We start from the raw sequence: 18,665 nt of genomic DNA, 5'->3' as shown, positions 1-18,665 counted from the left end.
TCAATCGACCGAGCAACCGCTTGTTAGAGACAGGCGGCCGGGCTAGCGTGGGCGCATGCTGATGCGCGCGGCCGTGCTGACCGCCTTCGACGCCCCGCTGGAGGTCCGCGACGTCGAGATCGCCGACCCGGGCCCCGGCGAGGTCCGGGTCCAGATCAAGGCGTCCGGCGTGTGCGGCTCCGACCTAAAGGCCATCGACGGCAAGAGCCCGGTCGTCTCCCGCCTGCCGTTCATCCTCGGCCACGAGAGCGCCGGCGTCGTGGAGAGCACCGGCCCCGGCGTGACCGGCGTCGCTCCCGGCGACCACGTGATCGTCGCCATGAACGGCCCCTGCGGGAAGTGCCGGAGCTGCGGCGCGGGCCGCTTCCACCTGTGCTCCGGCCGGGCCAGGATGACCGCCGTCATGGGCGGTCCGCCCCGCGCCACCCTGGACGGCGAGCAGGCCCGCCGCTTCATCGGCATCGGCTCGTTCGCCGAGTACACCGTCGTCGCCGAGGCCATGTGCGTGAAGATCGCCCCCGATGCCCCCTTCGACGCCATGTGCCTGCTGGCCTGCGGCGTCGTCACGGGCGTCGGCGCGGTGCTCAACGTCGCCCGGGTCACCCCCGGCTCCTCCGTCCTGGTCGTCGGCTGCGGCGGCGTCGGCCTGAACGTCATCCAGGGCGCCGTCCTCGCCGGCGCCACCACGATCATCGCCGCCGACGTGGCGGAGCCGAAGCTCAAACTGGCCGAGCGCTTCGGCGCCACCCACACCCTCACGCCCGCCGACCTCCCCGCCCAGGTGGGCGAGCTGGTCAACGGCGGCGTCGACTACGCCTTCGACGTCACGGGCGTGCCCGGCGTGCTCGCCCGGACCTTCGCCGCCACCCGGTCGGGCGGCGCCACCGTCATGGTCGGCAGCCCTCCGGCCGGCCGCCCGATCGAGCTCGACCCCGCCCTGCTGTTCGCCTCCCGCCGCCTCATGGGCACCCAGGGCGGCGACGCGGCCCCCCACCGCGACCTGCCGATGCTCGCCGACCAGTACCGACGCGGCCGCCTCGACCTCAACGGCCTGATCACCGAACGCCTCCCCCTGGACCAGATCAACGACGCGATCACCCACACCAAGCAGGGCACGGTCGCCCGCTCCGTCATCGTCTTCTGAGCCGATCCACTGAAGTACAGTTCGCTGGAACGCGTACTTCAGTGCATGCGGAGTCGCCCATGGTAAAGCCCGCCTGGGATTGGCCTTCATCAGGTACGGGAACTCGTCGATGACCAACGGCATGGGCCGCTCACCGGCAAGCGCCCGCTCTGCCCTCCATCCTCAAGCAGGAGATCGACCTGCGTGGCCGGACGCATCGCGGCACGAGCCAGGCCAGGCTGCTGATCTGCGGGTCGGCCCTGTCCGTCATGGGCAAGGTGCTGTCCGGACAGGCTCCGCTGCGCGGCCGGGCCCGGCTGGAGCTGGTCGTCCAGCCGCTGCCGTTCCGCGTGGCCGGCGAGTTCTGGGAGCTCGAAGATCCCCGGCTCGCGGCCATGGTGCACGCGATCGCCGGGGGCACCCCTGCCTATCGGCATGAGTTCGTGGCGTCGGACACACCCCGGTCGCTGGAGGACTTCGACGCCTGGGTGGTCCGCTCCGTGCTCGACCGGCGCCGCCATCGCGGAGGGCAACCACACCTGGGGACGCATCGCCGGGCACATCGGCTACAAGTCCTCCGACATCACTCATCCGCTGCGGGTGCTCGAAGACTGCGGGCTGGTGGTCAAGGAGCGGGACGCGTTCCAGTCCAACGCCACCTGTTACCGGATCGCGGAGCCGATCATCGCCTTCTACCAGGCGATCATGCGCCCCGAGTGGGTCGCCCTCACCACCGGGCACGCCGCCCAGGTCTGGGAGCGGGCTCGCGGGCGTTTCTCCTCCGCGATCATGGGTCCGCACTTCGAGACGCTCTGCCGGGAGTACGCCTCCCGTTACGGCGACGACCTGTTCGGGCCGGTCGGCGAGGTCGCCGCGGGCACCGTGACGGATCCCGGCAGCCGTGACAAGAAGGAGCGCAAGATCCAGATCGACGTCGCGGTGCTCTCGCCCGCCTTCGCCGGCGAGCCGAGAAAGGTGCGCTCCCTGGGCGAGGCGAAGTGGGGGAAGGTGATGGGGCTGCGGCACCTGGACAGGCTCCGCCAGGCGCGTGATCTCCTGGAGGTCAAGGGCTATGACACGAGCGAGACGGTGCTCGCCTGCTACGGCGGTGCGGGCTTCGACGAGGAGCTGGTGGCTGCGGCCCGGTCCGACGCGCGGGTCCTGCTCGTGGATCTTCCTACTCTTTACGGGTCGACCGTGAGCCGCTAATCTAAAGAACATTAGAAGATTAGAGGAGGCGGTATGTCCTATCCCCCCGCGCGTTATCTGGGTGAGAGCGGCGAGAGCACTGGGGTGCTCCGGCCGGCCGTGCAGGAGCCCGACCTGGTGATGAGCCCCGGCGGCACCCAGGTGCACTACCTGAGCACCGGAGCTTCCACGAACGGCGCGTTCGGGCTCTACCGGTGGGAGATGGGCCCGAAGCCCGGCGGGGCGAGCCCGCACTTCCACCGGGGGATGACCGAGTCCTTCTACGTCCTGTCCGGCAGCGTCCGGCTCTACAACGGCGTCACGTGGACGGACGGGACGCCGGGTGACTTCCTGTTCGTGCCCGAGGGCGGCATCCACGCCTTCAGCAACGAGTCCGGGCAGCCGGCGACGATGTTGATCCTGTTCACGCCGGGAGCGCCGCGCGAGGCCTACTTCGAGGCGCTCGCCGACATCAGAACCAACGACCGGCAGCTCAGCGACGAGGAGTGGACCGAGCTGTTCCGACGCCACGACCAGTTCATGGTCTGATGCCCGACTTCCCGGAAGAGCCGATCTACCAGCAGCTCGCCCGCATCGGCAAGGCGCTGTCCAATCCGGTCCGGCTGCGCCTGCTCGACGTGCTCGACCAGCGCGAGCGTACGGTCGAGGAGCTGTCGGAGGAGGCGGGCGTGGCGCTGAAGAACACCTCGGCCCAGCTCCAGCAGCTCCGCGCCGCGCACCTGGTGACCAGCCGGAAGGACGGCACCCGGGTCTACTACCGGCTGGCCGACGAGCGGGTGTCGCGCTTTCTCGGCCAATTCCAGGGGTTCGCCCACGAACGGCTCGCCGATCTGCGGGACGCCGTCGAGGAGCGGCTCGGCTCGTTCGAGGCGGTGACGGCCGCCGAGCTGGCCGCACGGCTGCGGGAGCCGGACACGGTGGTCGTGGACGTGCGCTCGGCCGCGGCCTACGCCGAGGGGCATGTGCCCGGCGCGGTGTCGGTGCCGTTGCAGGAGTTGCTGGACCGGCTGGGCGAGCTGCCCGGCGACGCGGAGATCATCGCTTACTGCGGCGGGCCGTACTGCGTGGTCTCCCCTCGTGCGGTGGAGGTGCTGCGCTCGCACGGCTACCGGGCGCGGCCCCTGGACGGTGGCCTCACCGGCTGGCGCCGTTCGGGGCGCGCCGTCCAGGAATCGCCTTAGATCCGGCTGCGGGCCGGATCAGGCTGCGGGCCGGATCAGCCCAGGGTCAGATCAGGCCCAGGGACAGCATCGCGTCGGCGACTCGGCGGAAGCCGTCGATGTTGGCGCCCGCCACGTAGTTGCCCGGCATGCCGTACTCGTCGGCGGTCTCCACGCAGCGGCCGTGGATGTCGCGCATGATCTCCCGCAGGCGGAGCTCGGTGGTCTCGAAGGTCCACGAGTCGCGGCTGGCGTTCTGCTGCATCTCCAGCGCGCTGGTGGCCACGCCCCCGGCGTTGGCGGCCTTGCCGGGGCCGAAGGCGACGCCCGCCTCCAGGAAGATCTTGATGCCTTCAGGGGTGGTGGGCATGTTCGCCCCCTCGCCGACGGCCACGCAGCCGGTCTCCACCATCTTCGCGGCGTCGCGGCCGGTGATCTCGTTCTGCGTGGCGGACGGCATCGCCACCTCGCAGGGCACCTCCCACACGCTGCGCCCCGGCACGAAGGCGACGTGATCGCCGCGGCGGGCGGCGTAGGTCTCCAGCCGGCCGCGCTCGACCTGCTTGATCTGCTTGAGCAGCTCCAGGTCGATGCCCTTGTCGTCGACCACGTAGCCGGCGGAGTCGGAGCAGGCCACCACCCTGCCGCCGAGCTGCTCGACCTTCTCGATGGCGTAGACGGCGACGTTGCCGGAGCCGGACACCACGACCGTCTTGCCGTCGAAGGAGGTGCCGCGCGCCCTGAGCATTTCCTCCACGAAGAACGCGCACCCGTAGCCGGTGGCCTCGGTGCGGACCTGGGCGCCGCCGTACGACAGCCCCTTGCCGGTGATGACGCCGGACTCGAAGCGGTTGGTGATGCGCTTGTACTGGCCGAACAGGAAGCCGACCTCGCGCCCGCCGACGCCGATGTCACCGGCGGGGACGTCGGTGTACTCGCCGATGTGGCGGTAGAGCTCGGTCATGAAGCTCTGGCAGAACCGCATGACCTCCCGCTCGGAGCGCCCCTTGGGGTCGAAGTCCGAGCCGCCCTTGCCGCCGCCGATGGGCAGGCCGGTCAGACTGTTCTTGAAGATCTGCTCGAACCCGAGGAACTTGACGATCCCCAGATAGACCGACGGGTGAAAACGCAGCCCACCCTTGTACGGCCCCAGCGCGCTGTTGAACTCGACCCGGAAGCCGCGGTTGATGTGCACCTCGCCGCTGTCGTCCGCCCACGGCACCCGGAAGATGATCTGCCGCTCGGGCTCGCAGATGCGCTCGATGATCTTCGATTCGGCGTACTCAGGATGCTTGCCGAGGACCGGACCGACGCTCTCCAGGACCTCGCGCACCGCCTGGTGGAACTCGATCTCCCCGGGATTGCGCCGAAGGACGTTGTCATAGATCGACGACAGCTTCTCGTGCAACACCGAAGTCCCCCAGTTCACGTACCGTTACATTCCTCACTTTAGGGGGCGGCAATAAGTGAGATGTATCCGGGGCGGCGGGACGGGCCAAGAACCGCCGGGTGGTCAGCTCTGCCCGGACATGACGGGGACGGGCGGGCGGGCCGGGGCGTCCTCGTCCTCGTGCCCTTCCACCGACAGGTTCGGCAGCAGCCGGTCCAGCCAGCGCGGGCACCACCAGTTCCACCGCCCCAGCAGCACCATGGTCGCCGGGACCAGGAAGCCTCTGATGATGGTGGCGTCCACCGCGATGGCCGCCGCCAGCCCCACCCCGAAGGTCTTCACCATCGGATCCGGGTAGGCGATGAACGCGGTGAAGACGGCGACCATGATGAGCGCCGCCGAGGTGATCACCCTGCCGGTCGAGCCCAGCCCTTCGGCGACCGAGCGCGCGTTGTCCCCATGCTTGAGGTACGCCTGCCGTACCGCGGTGAGCAGGAAGACCTCGTAGTCCATCGACAGCCCGAACAGCACCGCGAACAGCATCAGCGGCACGTAACTCTCGATGGGCACCGAGAAGAAGATCGTCTGCAGGTACGAGCTGTTCGCCGGCGCGTCCATGCCGACCAGGCCGCTGCCCAGCCCGATGGAGAACACCAGCGCCAGCGCGCCGAAGGCGGCGCCGAGGGAGACGAGGTTCATCAGCGCGGCCTTGATCGCGACGATCGGCGCCCGGAAGGCGAACAGCAGCAACAGCGCGCTGAGCAGCACCACCACCCCGATGACGAGCGGGGTGCGCTCGGCCATCCGATCGGCCGCGTCGGTGAGCCCGGCCACCTCGCCGCCCACATGCGCCTGCACGCCGTCGACGTTCAGCTGGCGGATCTCCCTGACGACCTCGGCCGCCCGGGCATCACTGGGGGCGTACTCGGGCACGACCTGGATCATCACGGCGTCGCCGGAGTCGTTCTTCTTGGCCTCCGACACGTTCGCGACCCCGTCCACGGCCTCGATCGCGTTGCTCAGCCGGTCGACGGCGGCGTCAGAGCCGGTCACCTTCGCCACGACGGTCAACGGCCCGTTGATGCCGGGGCCGAACCCGGAGGCCATCAGTTCGTACGCCCGCCGGGAGGGCTCGCCCTTCGCGCCGTACCCCTCGTCGAGCGAGCCGAGCTGGAGCGCGAGGGCGGGCGCGGCGAGCGTGGCCAGCACGAGCACGCTGCCGACCAGGACCGTCCACGGCCGCCTGGCCACCCAGGCGCCGAGCCCGCCCCAGCCGGACGACTCGGGCCGGCGGCCGAGGAAGGGCACTTTGAGCGTGTTGACGCGGTGGCCCAGCAGGCCGAGCTGCGCGGGCACCAGCGTGACCGCGGTGAGCACGGCGGACACGACCGAGATGCCGGTGATCCAGCCCAGCGTGCGCAGCAGCGGGAACCCGCCCAGCATGAGCGCGCTCAACGCGATGATCACGGTGCCGCCGGCGAACACCACCGCCCCGCCGGAGCTGGCCACCGCCCGGCGCACCGCCTCCTGGACCGGCAGCCCGGTGGCGAGCAGCCTGCGGTGCCTGGACAGCAGGAACAGCGCGTAGTCGATGCCGACGCCGAGGCCGATCATCGTGGCCATGATGCCCGCCTGCTTGGGCACGTCCACGACATGGCCGAGCAGGCCGATCACGCCCAGCCCCGAGGCGACGCTGACGAGCGCGGTGAAGATCGGCACCAGCGCGGCGGTGAGCGTGCCGAACGCGAAGATCAGCACCAGCAGGGCGCACACCACGCCGATGATCTCGCTTGGCCCGGTCTTGATCTCCTTGTCCGCCGGGGTGGAGCTGTCCGCGGGAACGACTTCCAGCCCCGCCTGCCTGGCCGGCTCGGCGGCCGCCGACAGAACCTGGGTGTTCTCGGCGAGCTTGGTGCTGTCGTGCCCTTCCATCCGTACGGTGACCAGGCCGATCCGCAGGTTGGAGGCGATGCCGCCCCTGCGGTAGGGCGAGTCGACCTGGACGACGTGCGGCAGGGTGCGAAGGTCCGCGACGGTCCGCTCCACGGCCTGCTTGGGCCGATCCTCGGTGAGCGGCCCGTACGGGGAGTAGATCACCAGCTGTACGGTGCCGCCCTGGTCATAGCCGGGGCCGAAGCCGTCGCGCATCAGGTCGTGGGCGCGCTGCGCGTCGGTGCCGGGGATGCTGGCGTCGTTGCTGACCGGGCTGCCCAGCACGATGCTGCCGCCCATCAGGGCCGCCGCGGCGATCACCCATAAGGTCAGGACGAGCCGGCCGTGGCGGGCACACCAGCCGCCCAGCCGTCCCAGAAAACGCGACATCGCCCGTTGCCCCCCGTTCACGCCCGTCCTGTACGGTCGTTCAGGCAATACGATAAAGCCAGATATATCGGGAGGCTGTATCACCCATGGAAATGAGACGATGACCACAGCCGACGACACCCGCACCCGGATCCTGGCGGCCGCACGGGCCCTGTTCGCCGAGCGCGGCTACGCCCTCACCTCGCTGGCCGACATCGCCGCCGCGGTGGGACTGACCAAGACGGCCGTCGCCTACCACTTCCACCCGAAGGACCGGCTGGCCGCCGAGCTGCTGGCGCCCGCCGCCGAGGACCTGCTGACGCTGCTCGGCACCGACTTCGCCGGTGACCGGCGGGCGACGGTCGAGGCGCTGGTCACCTTCATGGTGCGGCACCGCGCGGTGAACCGCCTGCTCATGGAGGACATCGGCAGCGCCGACGACGCCCCGCCGGGCTCGCCGGGCGAGGCCATCCGGGCCTTCCGCGACGAGCTGCTCGCCAAGCTCACCGGCCCCGACCCGGACGACGAGACCCGCCTGCGCGGCTGGGCCGTACTGGGCGCCCTGCAGTGGGGCACCGCCCAGACCATGAACCTGCCCGAAGAGCGGGTACGCGAGTCACTGCTACGCACGACCCTGGCCATAGAGGACCTTTCGCCTCGCTAGGCCCAAGCCTGCGAGGCCCCGTGCTTCGCCGGGCCCGCGCCGAGCTGAGCCCTTGCCGAGCTGAGCCCTTGCCGAGCTGAGCCCTTGCCGAGTTGAGCCCTTGCCGCACCCGGCGTTCCCGGGCCTCCGGAAGGCGGGCTCAGAGGCCGAGGACGTCGCGTTCGACGTGGTCGAGGGCGAGCCGGACGGCTCCCAGCGACACGCTCTCGTCGCCGAAGGTCGAAGTGACCACCTGGGGCGCGCTCAGGCACAGGTCCGCGAGGTGGCGGCGGAGCGGGTCGAGCAGCACGTCGCCCGCCAGCGCGTAGCCCCCGCCGATGACCAGCAGGTCGGGGTCCACGGCCAACACGAGCGCGGAGGCGCCGATCGCGAGGTTCTCCGCGTAGTGGTCGACCCTGCGCAGGGCGGCCTCGTCACCGGCGCCCGCCGCGGCGAACACCTCCGCCGCGCTGCCCTCCTCGACCAGCTCGGTCGCGGCGTTCTCCCAGCCGACCTGGCGCAGCGTGCCGATCTCACCCGCCGCGCCCGAACGCCCGAGGTGCAGGCGTCCGCCGATCAGGATGCCGGCTCCCGGCCGGTGCCCGACCAGAATGTAGACGACGTCGCTGGCGTGCTGGGCGCTGCCGCGCCAGTGCTCGGCCAGGGCGCCGAGGTTGGCGTCGTTGGCCGCCAGGGCGGTGCACCCGAACCAGCGCGCGGCCACGCCCGCCAGATCCAGGCCGGTCCAGCCGGGCAGCGTGATCGACAGCGACACCCGGCCCGAGCGATCCACGATGCCGGACGTACCGGCCGCCAGCGTCCACACCCGCGTGCGCGCCACCCCCGCGCCGTCCACGCAGGCCAGGGCGGTACGGCGGGCAGCTTCCAGGCGCTCGGCCGCCGGGGCGTCGCTCTCGACGGCGGAGCGCTCCCAGGCGATCACCGCCCCGCTGAGGTCGGCGAGCGAGACCACGATCCGGTCGCCGCCGACCTCCAGGCCCACCACGTAACCGGCGTCCGCGCGAAAGCCGAACCGGCGGGCCGGCCTGCCCATGGCGCCCTCGTCCGGCGGTGCCTCCCTGATCCAGCCGCGCTCCTTGAGCTCGTCCAGCACCGCCTCCACCGTCTGCCGGGACAGTCCGGTGATCCGGCCCAGCCGGGTCAGCGTGGCCACGCCCTCGCGGCGCAGCGCCCGCAGGGTGACCTGGGTGTTGACCTTACGCACCAGCGACGCGTCACCCGGCCGGAAGTCGGTCACTTACGAGACCTCTTTTCGTAACTCTCCTATTGACGACATCAAGCCGGGATCCTAGCATCGGCCGACATACGTTAGTTGGTTACATAAGTGAGGTTCGACATGGTGACGCTGGCCGTCGTAGGCGCGGGCTCGCGAGGCACCGGATACGCCCGCCACGCGGTGGAGTCCGGCCGGGCCCGGGTCGTCGCCGTGGCCGATCCTGACGCGAGCCGGCGGGCCAGGTTCGCCGACGCCGCGCCGTACCAGGACTGGCGGGAGCTCGCGGCGCTGGACCGCCAGGCCGACGCGGTGATCATCGCGACGCAGGATCGGGACCATGTCGAGCCGGCCGTGCGCTTCGCCGAGTTGGGCTACGACATCCTGCTGGAGAAGCCGATGGCGGTCTCCGAGGACGACTGCCGCCGGATCGTCGCCGCGGCCGAGCGCTCCGGCTCGATCTTCGCCGTCTGCCACGTGCTCCGCTACACCCCTTACACCCGCGCGCTCAAGGCCCTCCTCGACGCCGGCCGGATCGGCGAGATCGTCAGCATCCAGCACCTGGAGCCGGTCGGCTGGTGGCACCAGGCGCACTCCTACGTGCGCGGCAACTGGCGCAGGACGGACGAGTCGACGTTCATGTTGCTCGCCAAGTCCTGCCACGACCTCGACTGGCTGGTCCACCTGACGGGCCGGCAGGTCACCCGCGTCTCGTCGTTCGGCGGGCTCAAGCACTTCCGCGCCGAGAACCGGCCGGAGGGCGCGGCGGACCGCTGCCTGGACTGCGCGGTCGAGCCGGACTGCCCCTACTCCGCCAAGCGCGTCTACCTGCCGCTGGCCGGCCAGGAGCGCTGGCCCGTCACCGTGCTCACCGACGACGTCACCGAGCAGGGCATCGTGGCGGCGCTCAGGACCGGCCCGTACGGCAGATGTGTGTACGCCTGCGACAACGACGTGGTGGACCACCAGGTGGTGAACATGGAGTTCGAGGGTGGCGCGACCGCGGCGTTCACCATGACCGCCTTCACCCCCGCCGGGCACCGCCAGACCCGGATCTTCGGCACCCGGGGCTCGATCGACGGCGACGGTGACCGCCTCACCGTGCACGACTTCGTCACCGGCCGGGCGCAGACCATCGACACCCGGCCCACGGGCGACGCGACGGCCGCGGGCGGACACGGGGGCGGTGACGAGGGCCTGATCGAGGCGTTCCTCACCGCGGTCAGCAGCGGAGACCGCACCCCGATCCTCTCCTCCCCCGCCGACAGCCTGCACAGCCATCTCATCGCCTGGGCCGCCGAGCGGTCCCGGCTCGAAGGCGAGACCGTCACGCTGGCCGGTTGACGGCCGGACACATCACCCCCGCCACGGCGCCCGACGTCAGCCTGACGGCATGGCGTTCTCACATAGCGATCCCCGGGACGCCTTGACACCTTTACTGCTACGTTTGTGCACTTTAATCCCATTATTGCGGAGAGGATCCTGAGGTGCGGCGATACGGCGGGCTCATCGGCGGCCTGATGACAGGGTTCCTGGTCGTGGGGTGCTCCGCCCTGCCAGGGCTGAACAGGAACGCGGCGCAGGCGCCGAGCACACCTCCCCCGAGCGCCACGGCGCCCAGCGTCCTCTCGGGCCAGGAGGCCACCGCGATCATGAAGGACTACATCGAGCGGAACAACCTCGCCAACAAGGCCAGAAGCGACAAACTGCTGGCAGCGTACGAAGGCGGCTCCAGCCTGGCCATCGACAAGGCCGGCTACGCCTCCAGCCGCAAGCTGCGCAAGACGATCAAGCACGAGCCCTTCGGCTACACCTCGCCGACCTTCTACCCGGGAACCGGCGGGGAGCGGCCCTGGCTGCTGACCCTGGCGCACTGGCAGCGCAAGAAGGACATCTCGAAGGAGGCCACGTACCTGCTGTTCACCCGCGAGGGCGACGACGGCTGGCGGCAGGTCTACTCGCCCGACACCTTCGACGGCACCTCCCCCAAGGAGCTGCCCGCCATCGCGAAGGACGCCTCGGGCGCGGCCACCGAGGTCGGCCAGGACGACACCGGCCTGATCATGTCACCCGCCGACTTCGCCAGGAACTACGCCGCCCACCTGGCGGGCAAGGGCGGCAAGGCGGCCGGGACCAGGTTCGCCACCGACCTGCTCGCCAAGAACGCCGCGTCGAAGCGCCTGGAGATGAACAAGTTCGCGCGCGTCAGCGAGGTCACCCGGGCCACCCGCTACCCGTCGTACGCCGTGCGCACCGCCGACGGCGGCGCCCTGGCCTTCACCACCTTCCAGCGCGACCGGCGCTACGACGTGCGGCAGAGAACGCCGCGGTTCTACGTCTTCCAGCAGAACAGCGGGCTGCTGCCCGGGAAGTACTACACGAACATGAAGACCACGGAGCTGGTGCAGGTGGTGGCCCACATCCCGGCCAAGGACGCCAAGCCGGGACAGGTCAAGGTGCTCGGCTCCTACTCCGGCCTCATCGCGGGCAGCGGCCGCTGACCTGCCCCGCGGGCACGGCCTGCGAAGGCTCTTGGAGGTTGCCCACCACGTTGTGCAGTCCAATGGGGGCGGCCGGCGGCAGGGGCGCGGGCGGGTCGGCCGGGTGGGCGAGGAAGGACTGCAGCAGTAGCGCCGCGAGCCTGCGGGAGGCGGCCACCGCCGTCTCGGCCGTGTCCGCGATGATGCCGCCGTTGGCCATGATCAGCAGCGTGAGGTCCTCCTGCGCGAAGTCGGCGCGCAGGTGCCCGGAGGCCTTGGCACGCTCCGTCAGCTCGGCGAACCCCTCCTCGGCACAGGCACGCACGCCCTCGAAGTCAATGCTGTCAGGAAATGCCGAGACGAACGCCGCCGTGAACCCTTTGTCCACGGCCTGCATGGCGCAGATCCTCTCGACCGCGGTGCAGAACCCCCGCCACGGGTCGGGATCGGCCAGCGCGTCGTCCACCACCGACGCGCAGGCCGCCATCTGGTCGGCGAAGGCCGCGGTGACCAGCGACTCCTTGGTGGGGAAGCGACGGTAGAGCGTCGCCACCCCCACACCGGCCCGCCGGGCGATCTCCCGCATGGTCACGTCGATCCCCCGCGCGGCGAACGTCTCACGCGCGACCTCGAGGATGCGGTTGCGATTGATCAGCGCGTCGCTTCTCAGCGCCTGCGGCTCGGCGGGGTCACGTACCAGCAGAGGAGTCCGGGCGGTCATGCTCCCCACCTTACGTCAACCGGACCAGGTGTTCCGGTTTCGGCGCTCGGGGAGTCTCCGGTGTCTCAGGGAGTCTCCGGTGGCTCAGGGAGTCTCCGGTGGCTCAGGGAGTCTCCGGTGGCTCGGGGGTGAACGTGGGGGTCATGGAGGGATCGTCCGGGTCCTGCGTCGCATCGGCGGGGGTGCCCACGGTGATCACGACGGGGGTTCCCGGTCCGGCGCAGCCGCCCGGCGGTACGGACTGGGCGATGGCCAGGTCGACCTGCGCCTGGTCCTCCACGACCTGACGGCGCACGGTCACGGCGAAGCCGGCCGCACGGAGGGCGCCGCGGGCGCCGGCCCGTGACTGACCGACCACCGACGGCACGGCGACGCCGTGTCGGGCGACGTGGAGCGCCACCTGGGTGCCGCCCGAGACCCGTTTGCCCGACTTGGGGGCACTGGACAGGACCCGGCCGTCCGGGTCGGTGGCGCAGGTCCTGCTGATCGGGCCGACCGCCAGCCCGGCGCTGGTCAGGGCCGCTTCGGCCGCCTTGCGCTGCAGGCCGACCACGGCCGGGACCGGCAGCCCCGCTGACACGCGCAGGGCGACCTTGGTGCCTTTCGGCACGAAGATGCCGGTCCCGGGGCTGCTGCCCAGCACCTGGCCGATCTTCAGCGCGGAATCGGCTTCGGTCACCGCGCCGGCGGCCAGGCCGGACCGCCGGATCGCCTTGAGCGCGGCGGCCCGGCTCAGGCCCTCCAGCGGGGGCACGGCGACGTTCACCGGGAGGACGGTGGGCGGCGGATCGTCCGCGGGCGCTTTGCGCGGCCGGCTGCTCTGCTTGGTCCGTATGGGGGTGGACCCGTCCACCGGCGACACGGTCTCCACCGGCCTGCTATCGGCGACGGACGGCTGCGCGCCTCCCTGCGCGGGCAGATCGTCCTGCCTCAAGGCCGGCGCCAGCAGAGCGACCAGTACGGCCGCGCTCACCAGCAGAGCCCCGAAGACGGCCGCCCCCGCCCGCCCCAGCGCCTGCCCGACCCGCCGCCTGGAGGCCTCCCGCGACCCGAGAACCTCCCCACCCACCTGCGGCCGGTCGTCGGATAACCGGTAGCCGGCGGGCGCCCCGGTCGCCTCGGGCTCGGCCAGGGGCGGGGGCTCAGCCCTGGGCGAGGGCTCGGCCGGGGGCTCGGTCCTGGGCAGGGGTACAGCCGGGGGCTCGGCCCCGGGCGGAGGTACGGCCGGGGGCTCGGTCCTGGGCGAGGGTACGGACCCGGGCGAGGGCTCAGCCCTGGGCGGGGGTACGGCCACGCTCGGCGGGACGCGCAGGATGTGCGGCGGCGGGGAGCGCAGCACCTCGGCCGGCGCCCCGCCCGACTCCCCCAGCAGCGCGAGCAGCAGATCCCTGCTGGTGGGCCGGTTACGCGCGTCCTTGTCCAGGCACGCCTCGACCAACTCCCTGAGCTGCCCGTCCAGCCGCCCGAGCTCGGGCTCCGCCGTGAGGATGCGGTGCAGCACCGGCGCCACCGAATCCTGCCCGAAGGGGGCGCTGCCGTTGGCCGCGAAGCAGATCGTGGCGCCCCACGAGAACACGTCCACCGCCCCGGTGACGGCCGACGCGGTGATCTGCTCGGGCGCCATGTAGGCGGGCGTGCCGACCCCCCTGCCGCTCACCGTCGCCGCCGCGTCGAGCGCCTTGGCCAGGCCGAAGTCGATCACGCGGGGGCCGTCGGGGCCGAGCAGCACGTTCTGCGGCTTGAGGTCGCGGTGCACGATGCCGGCCCGGTGGATCGCGGTGATCGCGGTGGCGGTGCCGACCGCCAGCCGTTCGAGGGCGCCGCCACGGCGCGGGCCTGCGACCATGACCTCACGGGCCAGCGACGGCCCGTCGACGTACTCACTCACGATGTACGCCCGGTCCTCGTCGAACCCGGCGTCCATCACCTGGGCCGTGCAGAACCGGGCCACATGCTTGGCCAGCTCCACCTCGCGCAGGAACGCGGCTTGCCCGTCCCCCACCGGCCCATGCAGCAGCTTGACCGCGTACGTGTCCTCGCCTCGAGTGCCGAGGTACACCACTCCCTGTCCGCCCTCGCCCAGGCGCCCGCCCAGCTCATATCCGCCGATTCGCCGCGGGTCCCCCGTCCGGAGCGGCTGCGCCACTGGCACGGGGCGCCTCCCCTCGCCGCCACCCCATTACCGTTCACTGAGTTTCAAGGATTGTCAATGATTCGCCCGTGGTGGGCGAAGGTCCTCGTCTGATCCGGGCAACAGATGCCCGGTGCGGGGTTGACGCTTCACAGCCACCTGCCCCGCCGGGCGGGGTCTTATGGTCGGCTCCACGTCCGTTTCGGGTCTCCGGGCCACTCCCGGCGACCGTCCGCTCCACCAAAGAAGCGAGATTGAGCGCGGCGTTCACGTCACGGTCCAGCGACAGACCGCACCCCTCACACACGTAGGTACGCACCCGCAGCGGCAGCTTGGCTTTCACCGCACCGCAGGATGAGCACGTCTTGGAGGAGGGAAACCAGCGATCGGCCACCACCAGCCGGCCGCCGTGCCAGCCGGTCTTGTAGGCGAGCTGGCGGAGGATCTCACCGAACCCGACATCGGAGATGGCGTGGGCTAGTCGCCGGTTGCGGATCATCCCGGCCACGTTGAGGTCTTCGACCACGATGGTGCCGTAGGTGCGGGCCAGGCTGGTGGTGAGCTGGTGGATGCCGTCACGGCGCAACGCCGCCACCCGATACTCCGCCCGGTTGCGGGCGGCGTTCGCGCGCAGCCACCGCTGCGAGGGTTGTTGCCGGGTGCGCCGGTCGGGCCCGTGTCTACGGGAGACCGCGCGCGACAGGCGCCGCAGCTTACGCAAGGCCGTCGTCAGGTGGCGGGGGTTGGCGACCGGCGGCCGTCCGTCGGAGAAGACCGCCAGGGTCTTGATGCCGAGGTCCACGCCGATCACCGCGTCCGGCCGGGCAGGCTTGCCTGGGGGGCGTTCGGTGTGCACGGTGAAGCTGACGTGCCAGCGGCCCTCCTGACATCGGACCGTCGCCGACGCCATCCGCGCCCCGCCGTCCGCTAGGAGGCGGGCGAGTTTGCCGACCGGCTCGTGGGTCTTGATCCGGCCCAGCACCGGCAGGATCACGTGGGTGTGGCCGTCCGGCCGGATCGTGCCGGTGGTGAAGCGCACCGACCGGGCCGCGCGGCGTTTGGTCTTGAACCGAGGGAAGCCCATCTTCGGGCCCTTCCGCTTACCTTGCTGGGAGCCGCGCCAGTTGGCCAGGGCGTCGGCCAGGCGAGCGAGGCCGCAGGCGTAGGCCTCTTTGGAGTTGTCCGCCCACCACGGGGCTACCTCGTCTTTGACCTGGTTCCAGCGTTTGCGCAGGCTGTACATCGACCAGGACAGGGCCGGGGTGAGCCGGTCGTCGGCGATGCCGTAGGAGCGCTCGGCCTCCCGCAGCGCCAGATTCGCCTTCACCTGCGCCAGGCCCCAGTTGAACGCCACCCGCACCGCCCCGCAATGCGACGCCAGCGCGGCACCCTGGCGCGCGGTGGGGTCCAGCGCGAAACGGTAGGCCTGCACGACCCGCATGACCCGCCCCTCCCTCGCATATTCGAGAGCTTGTGCGAATGACCCTACCAGCATGACCGCACGTTGAGTAATATTTTGCATGCACATCGTGACGGGGAAAAGATAGGGCAGACTACGCCAGTCGGACGCGGCGCCAAACCGCAGGCCCCTCCAGCGCTTCATCATGCCGTCCACCAGCGCGCAGACCACTGAGCCAACCCCGATCACCCGTGACAGACCGCAATCGCGCTGCAGAAAACCAGATAAAGACTGACGAACATTGATACGAAGCACAGCGGTTACCAACCCCTCCGCTGAAGGCAACCGGTGCCGGAGAGTCAACGGCGGCCGGGCCATCGCCGCCTGACCGTGACACTCGCGGTCAGGAGACGCGCGAGACCTTGCCCGAGTAGGTGACCTCCTGCTCACCTCGGCGAATGACCGATATGGCCATCTGGTTCGCCTCGGCGGTCGGCAGCATGCGCAGCGTGCCCGGGTAGCATTCCTCACCCTCGACCTCGCCGAGTTCGTACACCAGCGCTTCCCCGGCTGGGCTGAGCATCCCGGAGCATCGCAGGTCGGCACCCCATCGCATGCTGGACGCGGGCCCGCCGTCCAGCCGGATCTCCACCGGGAACACGCGATCGGCGCTCGGATGCTCGGCCGAGCCGGTCCAGACGCCGTTCGCCCCCGGCCCGCCGCTCAGCGTCCAGAGCGCCACCGCGGCGATCACCAGCACGGCGACCGTCACAGCCGTCGCGGCGAGCCGCCAGGAACCCGGCCGCCCCCTTGCCGTCCTCGCCACCGGCAACCGCGGTCCGGGCTCGGGCAGCACCCTGGGCTGCGGCCGCGTGACGGTGACAGCAGCCCGCGGCGCGGCCTGCCCCGACGACGCATGCGCGTCCGGATCCACAAGCGCCGCCAGCGCACTCCGCGCTCCCGTGGTACGCGTACCCCCAGAACCGGGCACCCGCCAGTCGACGGTGTCAGGGGCACCGGAGTCGGCCGCGTCGACCGCGGGCCGAGGGGCGGCGTCGAACACAGGCTGAGGGGCGGCGGCGCGGAGGGCGACGGGCTCAGGGGCGGAGCCGAGGGCAACCGGCCCAGAGGCGGCGGGCTCGGGGGTGGTGTCGAGGGCGGCCAGAGCGCCGGTGGTGAGGACGTCTCGGCCGGTCAGGTCGTGGCTCAGCAGTCGGCGGAGCACCTCTTCGGCGTCCGGCCGGTCACCCGGCTCGACCGCCAGGCAGGCGTCGACGAGCTCACGCAGCCGCCCGGTCAGCGTGCCCAGGTCCGGCTTGCCGTACAGGATCCTGGCGAGGACCTCCTGGTGGGTCTCGGCGGTGTAGGCGTGCCGGCCGTTGGCGGTGTAGGCGACGGTCAGCGCCCAGGCGTACAGGTCGGCGGGTGGTCCGGCGGGTTCGCCCTTGATCCGCTCGGGCGCCAGGTACGCGGGGGTGCCGATGGGGAACCGGCCGGTGGTGGCGGTGCTGTCCATCGGCCGGGAGATGCCGAAGTCGATCACGCGCGGGCCGTCCAGGCTGAGCAGCACGTTGCCCGGTTTGAAGTCGCGGTGCACGACCGCCGCGCGGTGGATGGCGCCGAGCGCGGTGGCGGTGCCGATGGCCAGGCGGTGCAGGGAGCCGCCGGTGCGCGGACCCTGGGCGATGACGTGCTCCGTCAGTGAGATCCCGTCCACGTACTCGCTGACCAGGTACGGCCGGTCGCCTTCGAGGTCGGCGTCGAGCAGTTGGGCGGTGCAGAACGGCGCGACCCTGCGTACGGCCTCGACCTCGGCCCGGAACCTGCGGCGCACCGCCTGGTCGTCGGACAGGCCGGCGTGCAGGAGCTTGATCGCGACCTTGGCCCCGTTGCCGGTGTGGCCCAGGTAGACGACGCCCTGGCCGCCCTGGCCGAGCCGTGCCGAGAGCCGGTACGTGCCAAGGCGGCGCGGGTCAGCGGCACGGAGGTCGGACATAGGCCACCATTATGCCGCTATCGCACGAATCGGGCATAAGCATCGAGCTGCCGGAGCGCCGCGTCCGTCGGAACGCTGGCCAGGGCGAGCACGGTCTCCTCGATGCCCAGCTCGGCGAGGTAGTCGAGCTTCTCCTGGGTCGGCAGCGTGCCGAACGGGACGACCCGGGCCATCGGCCGCCCGGCCTTCTCGCAGGCCTCGCGCAGCGCGGGCAGCGCCGTCCTGATCCCCTTGCCGCCGATCGGCATCCAGCCCTCGGCGTACTCGGCGACGTGCGCGAACAGCTTCGGCCCCGCCGCGCCGCCGACGTACACGGGTGGGCCGGAGATCGGCTTGGGCCACGACCAGGACGGCTCGAAGCCGTCGAAGGCGGCCACGTCGTCCCGCCACAGCGCTTGCATCGCCAGCACGTTCCGCCGTGCCACCTCCCGGCGTGAGCGGTACGGCACGCCGTGGTTGGCGATCTCCTCCACGTTCCAGCCGAAGCCGACGCCGACCACGACCCGGCCGCCGGACAGGCGGTCCAGGGTGGCGAGGGCCTTGGCGGTGACGATCGGCTCCCGCTGGGCGGCGAGCAGGATGCCGGTGCCGAGCCGGATCCGCTCGGTCACGGCCGCGGCGAAGGACAGGGCGACCAGCGGATCGAGGGTGCGTTTGTACTCCTCGGCCAGCTCGGCGTCCCCGTTGGCCGGGGGCGTGCGGCGGGAGACGGGGATGTGGGTGTGCTCGGGCAGGAAGAGGGAGGAGAACCCGCGCTCCTCCGCCGCCCTGGCCAGCTCGTGGACGGGCATGGACCGATCGGTGGCGAACATCGTGAGACCCAGCCGCATGAGACCTCCCATTCAACCAAGCGATTGCTCGGCAAAGATTTCTAGAGT

General features: G+C 71.2%; 15 protein-coding genes. 7 read left to right on the top strand and 8 right to left on the bottom strand.

Annotated elements, in window-relative coordinates; all coding sequences use genetic code 11:
* Positions 1-55 precede the first annotated feature (55 nt).
* From IEY87_RS26535 to IEY87_RS26520, 4 genes are all read left to right on the top strand, one after another.
* On the top strand, positions 56-1,144 hold the full coding sequence (locus IEY87_RS26535) for an alcohol dehydrogenase catalytic domain-containing protein (protein ID WP_189141505.1): 1,089 nt from the start codon (positions 56-58) through the stop codon (positions 1,142-1,144).
* Positions 1,145-1,558: 414 nt separating this feature from the next.
* A complete protein-coding gene (locus IEY87_RS26530) occupies positions 1,559-2,332 on the top strand; it encodes an ATP-binding protein (protein WP_189141504.1) in 774 nt (257 codons plus the stop codon).
* A 33-nt stretch (positions 2,333-2,365) separates the two neighbouring features.
* On the top strand, positions 2,366-2,860 hold the full coding sequence (locus tag IEY87_RS26525) for a cupin domain-containing protein (RefSeq protein WP_189141503.1): 495 nt from the start codon (positions 2,366-2,368) through the stop codon (positions 2,858-2,860).
* Positions 2,860-3,513: an ArsR/SmtB family transcription factor gene (locus tag IEY87_RS26520; protein WP_189141502.1), complete on the top strand. Its 654-nt coding sequence runs from the start codon at positions 2,860-2,862 to the stop codon at positions 3,511-3,513. Before IEY87_RS26525 ends, IEY87_RS26520 begins: the two co-directional genes overlap by 1 nt.
* 46 nt (positions 3,514-3,559) lie before the next feature.
* On the opposite strand, the gene gdhA is transcribed toward IEY87_RS26520, so the two are convergent.
* Together gdhA and IEY87_RS26510 are read right to left on the bottom strand one after the other, a co-directional pair.
* A complete protein-coding gene (gdhA, locus tag IEY87_RS26515; protein WP_189141718.1) occupies positions 3,560-4,903 on the bottom strand; it encodes an NADP-specific glutamate dehydrogenase in 1,344 nt (447 codons plus the stop codon).
* 102 nt (positions 4,904-5,005) lie between these two features.
* A complete protein-coding gene (locus IEY87_RS26510; RefSeq protein ID WP_189141501.1) occupies positions 5,006-7,204 on the bottom strand; it encodes an MMPL family transporter in 2,199 nt (732 codons plus the stop codon).
* Positions 7,205-7,304: 100 nt separating this feature from the next.
* On the opposite strand from IEY87_RS26510, the gene IEY87_RS26505 reads away from it, so the two are divergent.
* A complete protein-coding gene (locus tag IEY87_RS26505; protein WP_189141500.1) occupies positions 7,305-7,847 on the top strand; it encodes a TetR/AcrR family transcriptional regulator in 543 nt (180 codons plus the stop codon).
* A gap of 139 nt (positions 7,848-7,986) precedes the next feature.
* Here IEY87_RS26505 and IEY87_RS26500 read toward each other — a convergent pair whose 3' ends face one another.
* Positions 7,987-9,084: an ROK family transcriptional regulator gene (locus tag IEY87_RS26500; protein ID WP_189141499.1), complete on the bottom strand. Its 1,098-nt coding sequence runs from the start codon at positions 9,082-9,084 to the stop codon at positions 7,987-7,989.
* Between the two features lie 87 nt (positions 9,085-9,171).
* On the opposite strand from IEY87_RS26500, the gene IEY87_RS26495 reads away from it, so the two are divergent.
* Together IEY87_RS26495 and IEY87_RS26490 are read left to right on the top strand one after the other, a co-directional pair.
* A complete protein-coding gene (locus IEY87_RS26495; protein WP_225278079.1) occupies positions 9,172-10,404 on the top strand; it encodes a Gfo/Idh/MocA family protein in 1,233 nt (410 codons plus the stop codon).
* A 143-nt stretch (positions 10,405-10,547) separates the two neighbouring features.
* A complete protein-coding gene (locus IEY87_RS26490) occupies positions 10,548-11,561 on the top strand; it encodes a DUF8094 domain-containing protein (protein ID WP_189141498.1) in 1,014 nt (337 codons plus the stop codon).
* Here IEY87_RS26490 and IEY87_RS26485 read toward each other — a convergent pair.
* The 5 genes from IEY87_RS26485 to IEY87_RS26465 form a co-directional block, all read right to left on the bottom strand.
* Positions 11,539-12,261: a TetR/AcrR family transcriptional regulator gene (locus IEY87_RS26485; RefSeq protein WP_189141497.1), complete on the bottom strand. Its 723-nt coding sequence runs from the start codon at positions 12,259-12,261 to the stop codon at positions 11,539-11,541. The two genes, IEY87_RS26490 and IEY87_RS26485, sit on opposite strands and share 23 nt — an antisense overlap.
* Positions 12,262-12,364: 103 nt before the next feature.
* Complete coding sequence (locus tag IEY87_RS26480) at positions 12,365-14,413, bottom strand: protein kinase domain-containing protein (protein ID WP_189141496.1); 2,049 nt, start codon at positions 14,411-14,413, stop codon at positions 12,365-12,367.
* Between the two features lie 34 nt (positions 14,414-14,447).
* Positions 14,448-15,833 carry an IS607 family element RNA-guided endonuclease TnpB gene (gene tnpB, locus IEY87_RS26475; RefSeq protein WP_189141495.1) on the bottom strand — a complete coding sequence of 462 codons (1,386 nt, stop codon included), beginning with the start codon at positions 15,831-15,833 and terminating at the stop codon, positions 14,448-14,450.
* A gap of 361 nt (positions 15,834-16,194) precedes the next feature.
* Positions 16,195-17,787, bottom strand: coding sequence for a serine/threonine-protein kinase (locus tag IEY87_RS26470; RefSeq protein WP_189141494.1), 1,593 nt, complete (start codon positions 17,785-17,787; stop codon positions 16,195-16,197).
* Positions 17,788-17,804: 17 nt separating this feature from the next.
* Positions 17,805-18,617, bottom strand: a complete 813-nt coding sequence (locus IEY87_RS26465; protein ID WP_189141493.1) for a TIGR03619 family F420-dependent LLM class oxidoreductase — start codon at positions 18,615-18,617, stop codon at positions 17,805-17,807.
* Positions 18,618-18,665: the final 48 nt, after the last annotated feature.

This window comes from Nonomuraea glycinis (genome assembly GCF_014646515.1).
Lineage (GTDB): Bacteria > Actinomycetota > Actinomycetes > Streptosporangiales > Streptosporangiaceae > Nonomuraea > Nonomuraea glycinis.
The sequence above is the reverse complement of the archived record's forward strand: the minus strand, read 5'-3'. Positions and strand labels throughout refer to the sequence as shown.

Excerpts from the sequence above, each read along its gene's own strand:
- IEY87_RS26535 (WP_189141505.1), top strand. The coding sequence starts at position 56 with ATGCTGATGCGCGCGGCCGTGCTGACCGCCTTCGACGCCCCGCTGGAG.
- IEY87_RS26530 (WP_189141504.1), top strand. The coding sequence starts at position 1,559 with ATGAGTTCGTGGCGTCGGACACACCCCGGTCGCTGGAGGACTTCGACG.
- IEY87_RS26525 (WP_189141503.1), top strand. The coding sequence starts at position 2,366 with ATGTCCTATCCCCCCGCGCGTTATCTGGGTGAGAGCGGCGAGAGCACT.
- IEY87_RS26520 (WP_189141502.1), top strand. The coding sequence starts at position 2,860 with ATGCCCGACTTCCCGGAAGAGCCGATCTACCAGCAGCTCGCCCGCATC.
- IEY87_RS26510 (WP_189141501.1), bottom strand. The coding sequence starts at position 7,204 with ATGTCGCGTTTTCTGGGACGGCTGGGCGGCTGGTGTGCCCGCCACGGC.
- IEY87_RS26505 (WP_189141500.1), top strand. The coding sequence starts at position 7,305 with ATGACCACAGCCGACGACACCCGCACCCGGATCCTGGCGGCCGCACGG.
- IEY87_RS26485 (WP_189141497.1), bottom strand. The coding sequence starts at position 12,261 with ATGACCGCCCGGACTCCTCTGCTGGTACGTGACCCCGCCGAGCCGCAG.
- tnpB (WP_189141495.1), bottom strand. The coding sequence starts at position 15,833 with ATGCGGGTCGTGCAGGCCTACCGTTTCGCGCTGGACCCCACCGCGCGC.
- IEY87_RS26470 (WP_189141494.1), bottom strand. The coding sequence starts at position 17,787 with ATGTCCGACCTCCGTGCCGCTGACCCGCGCCGCCTTGGCACGTACCGG.
- IEY87_RS26465 (WP_189141493.1), bottom strand. The coding sequence starts at position 18,617 with ATGCGGCTGGGTCTCACGATGTTCGCCACCGATCGGTCCATGCCCGTC.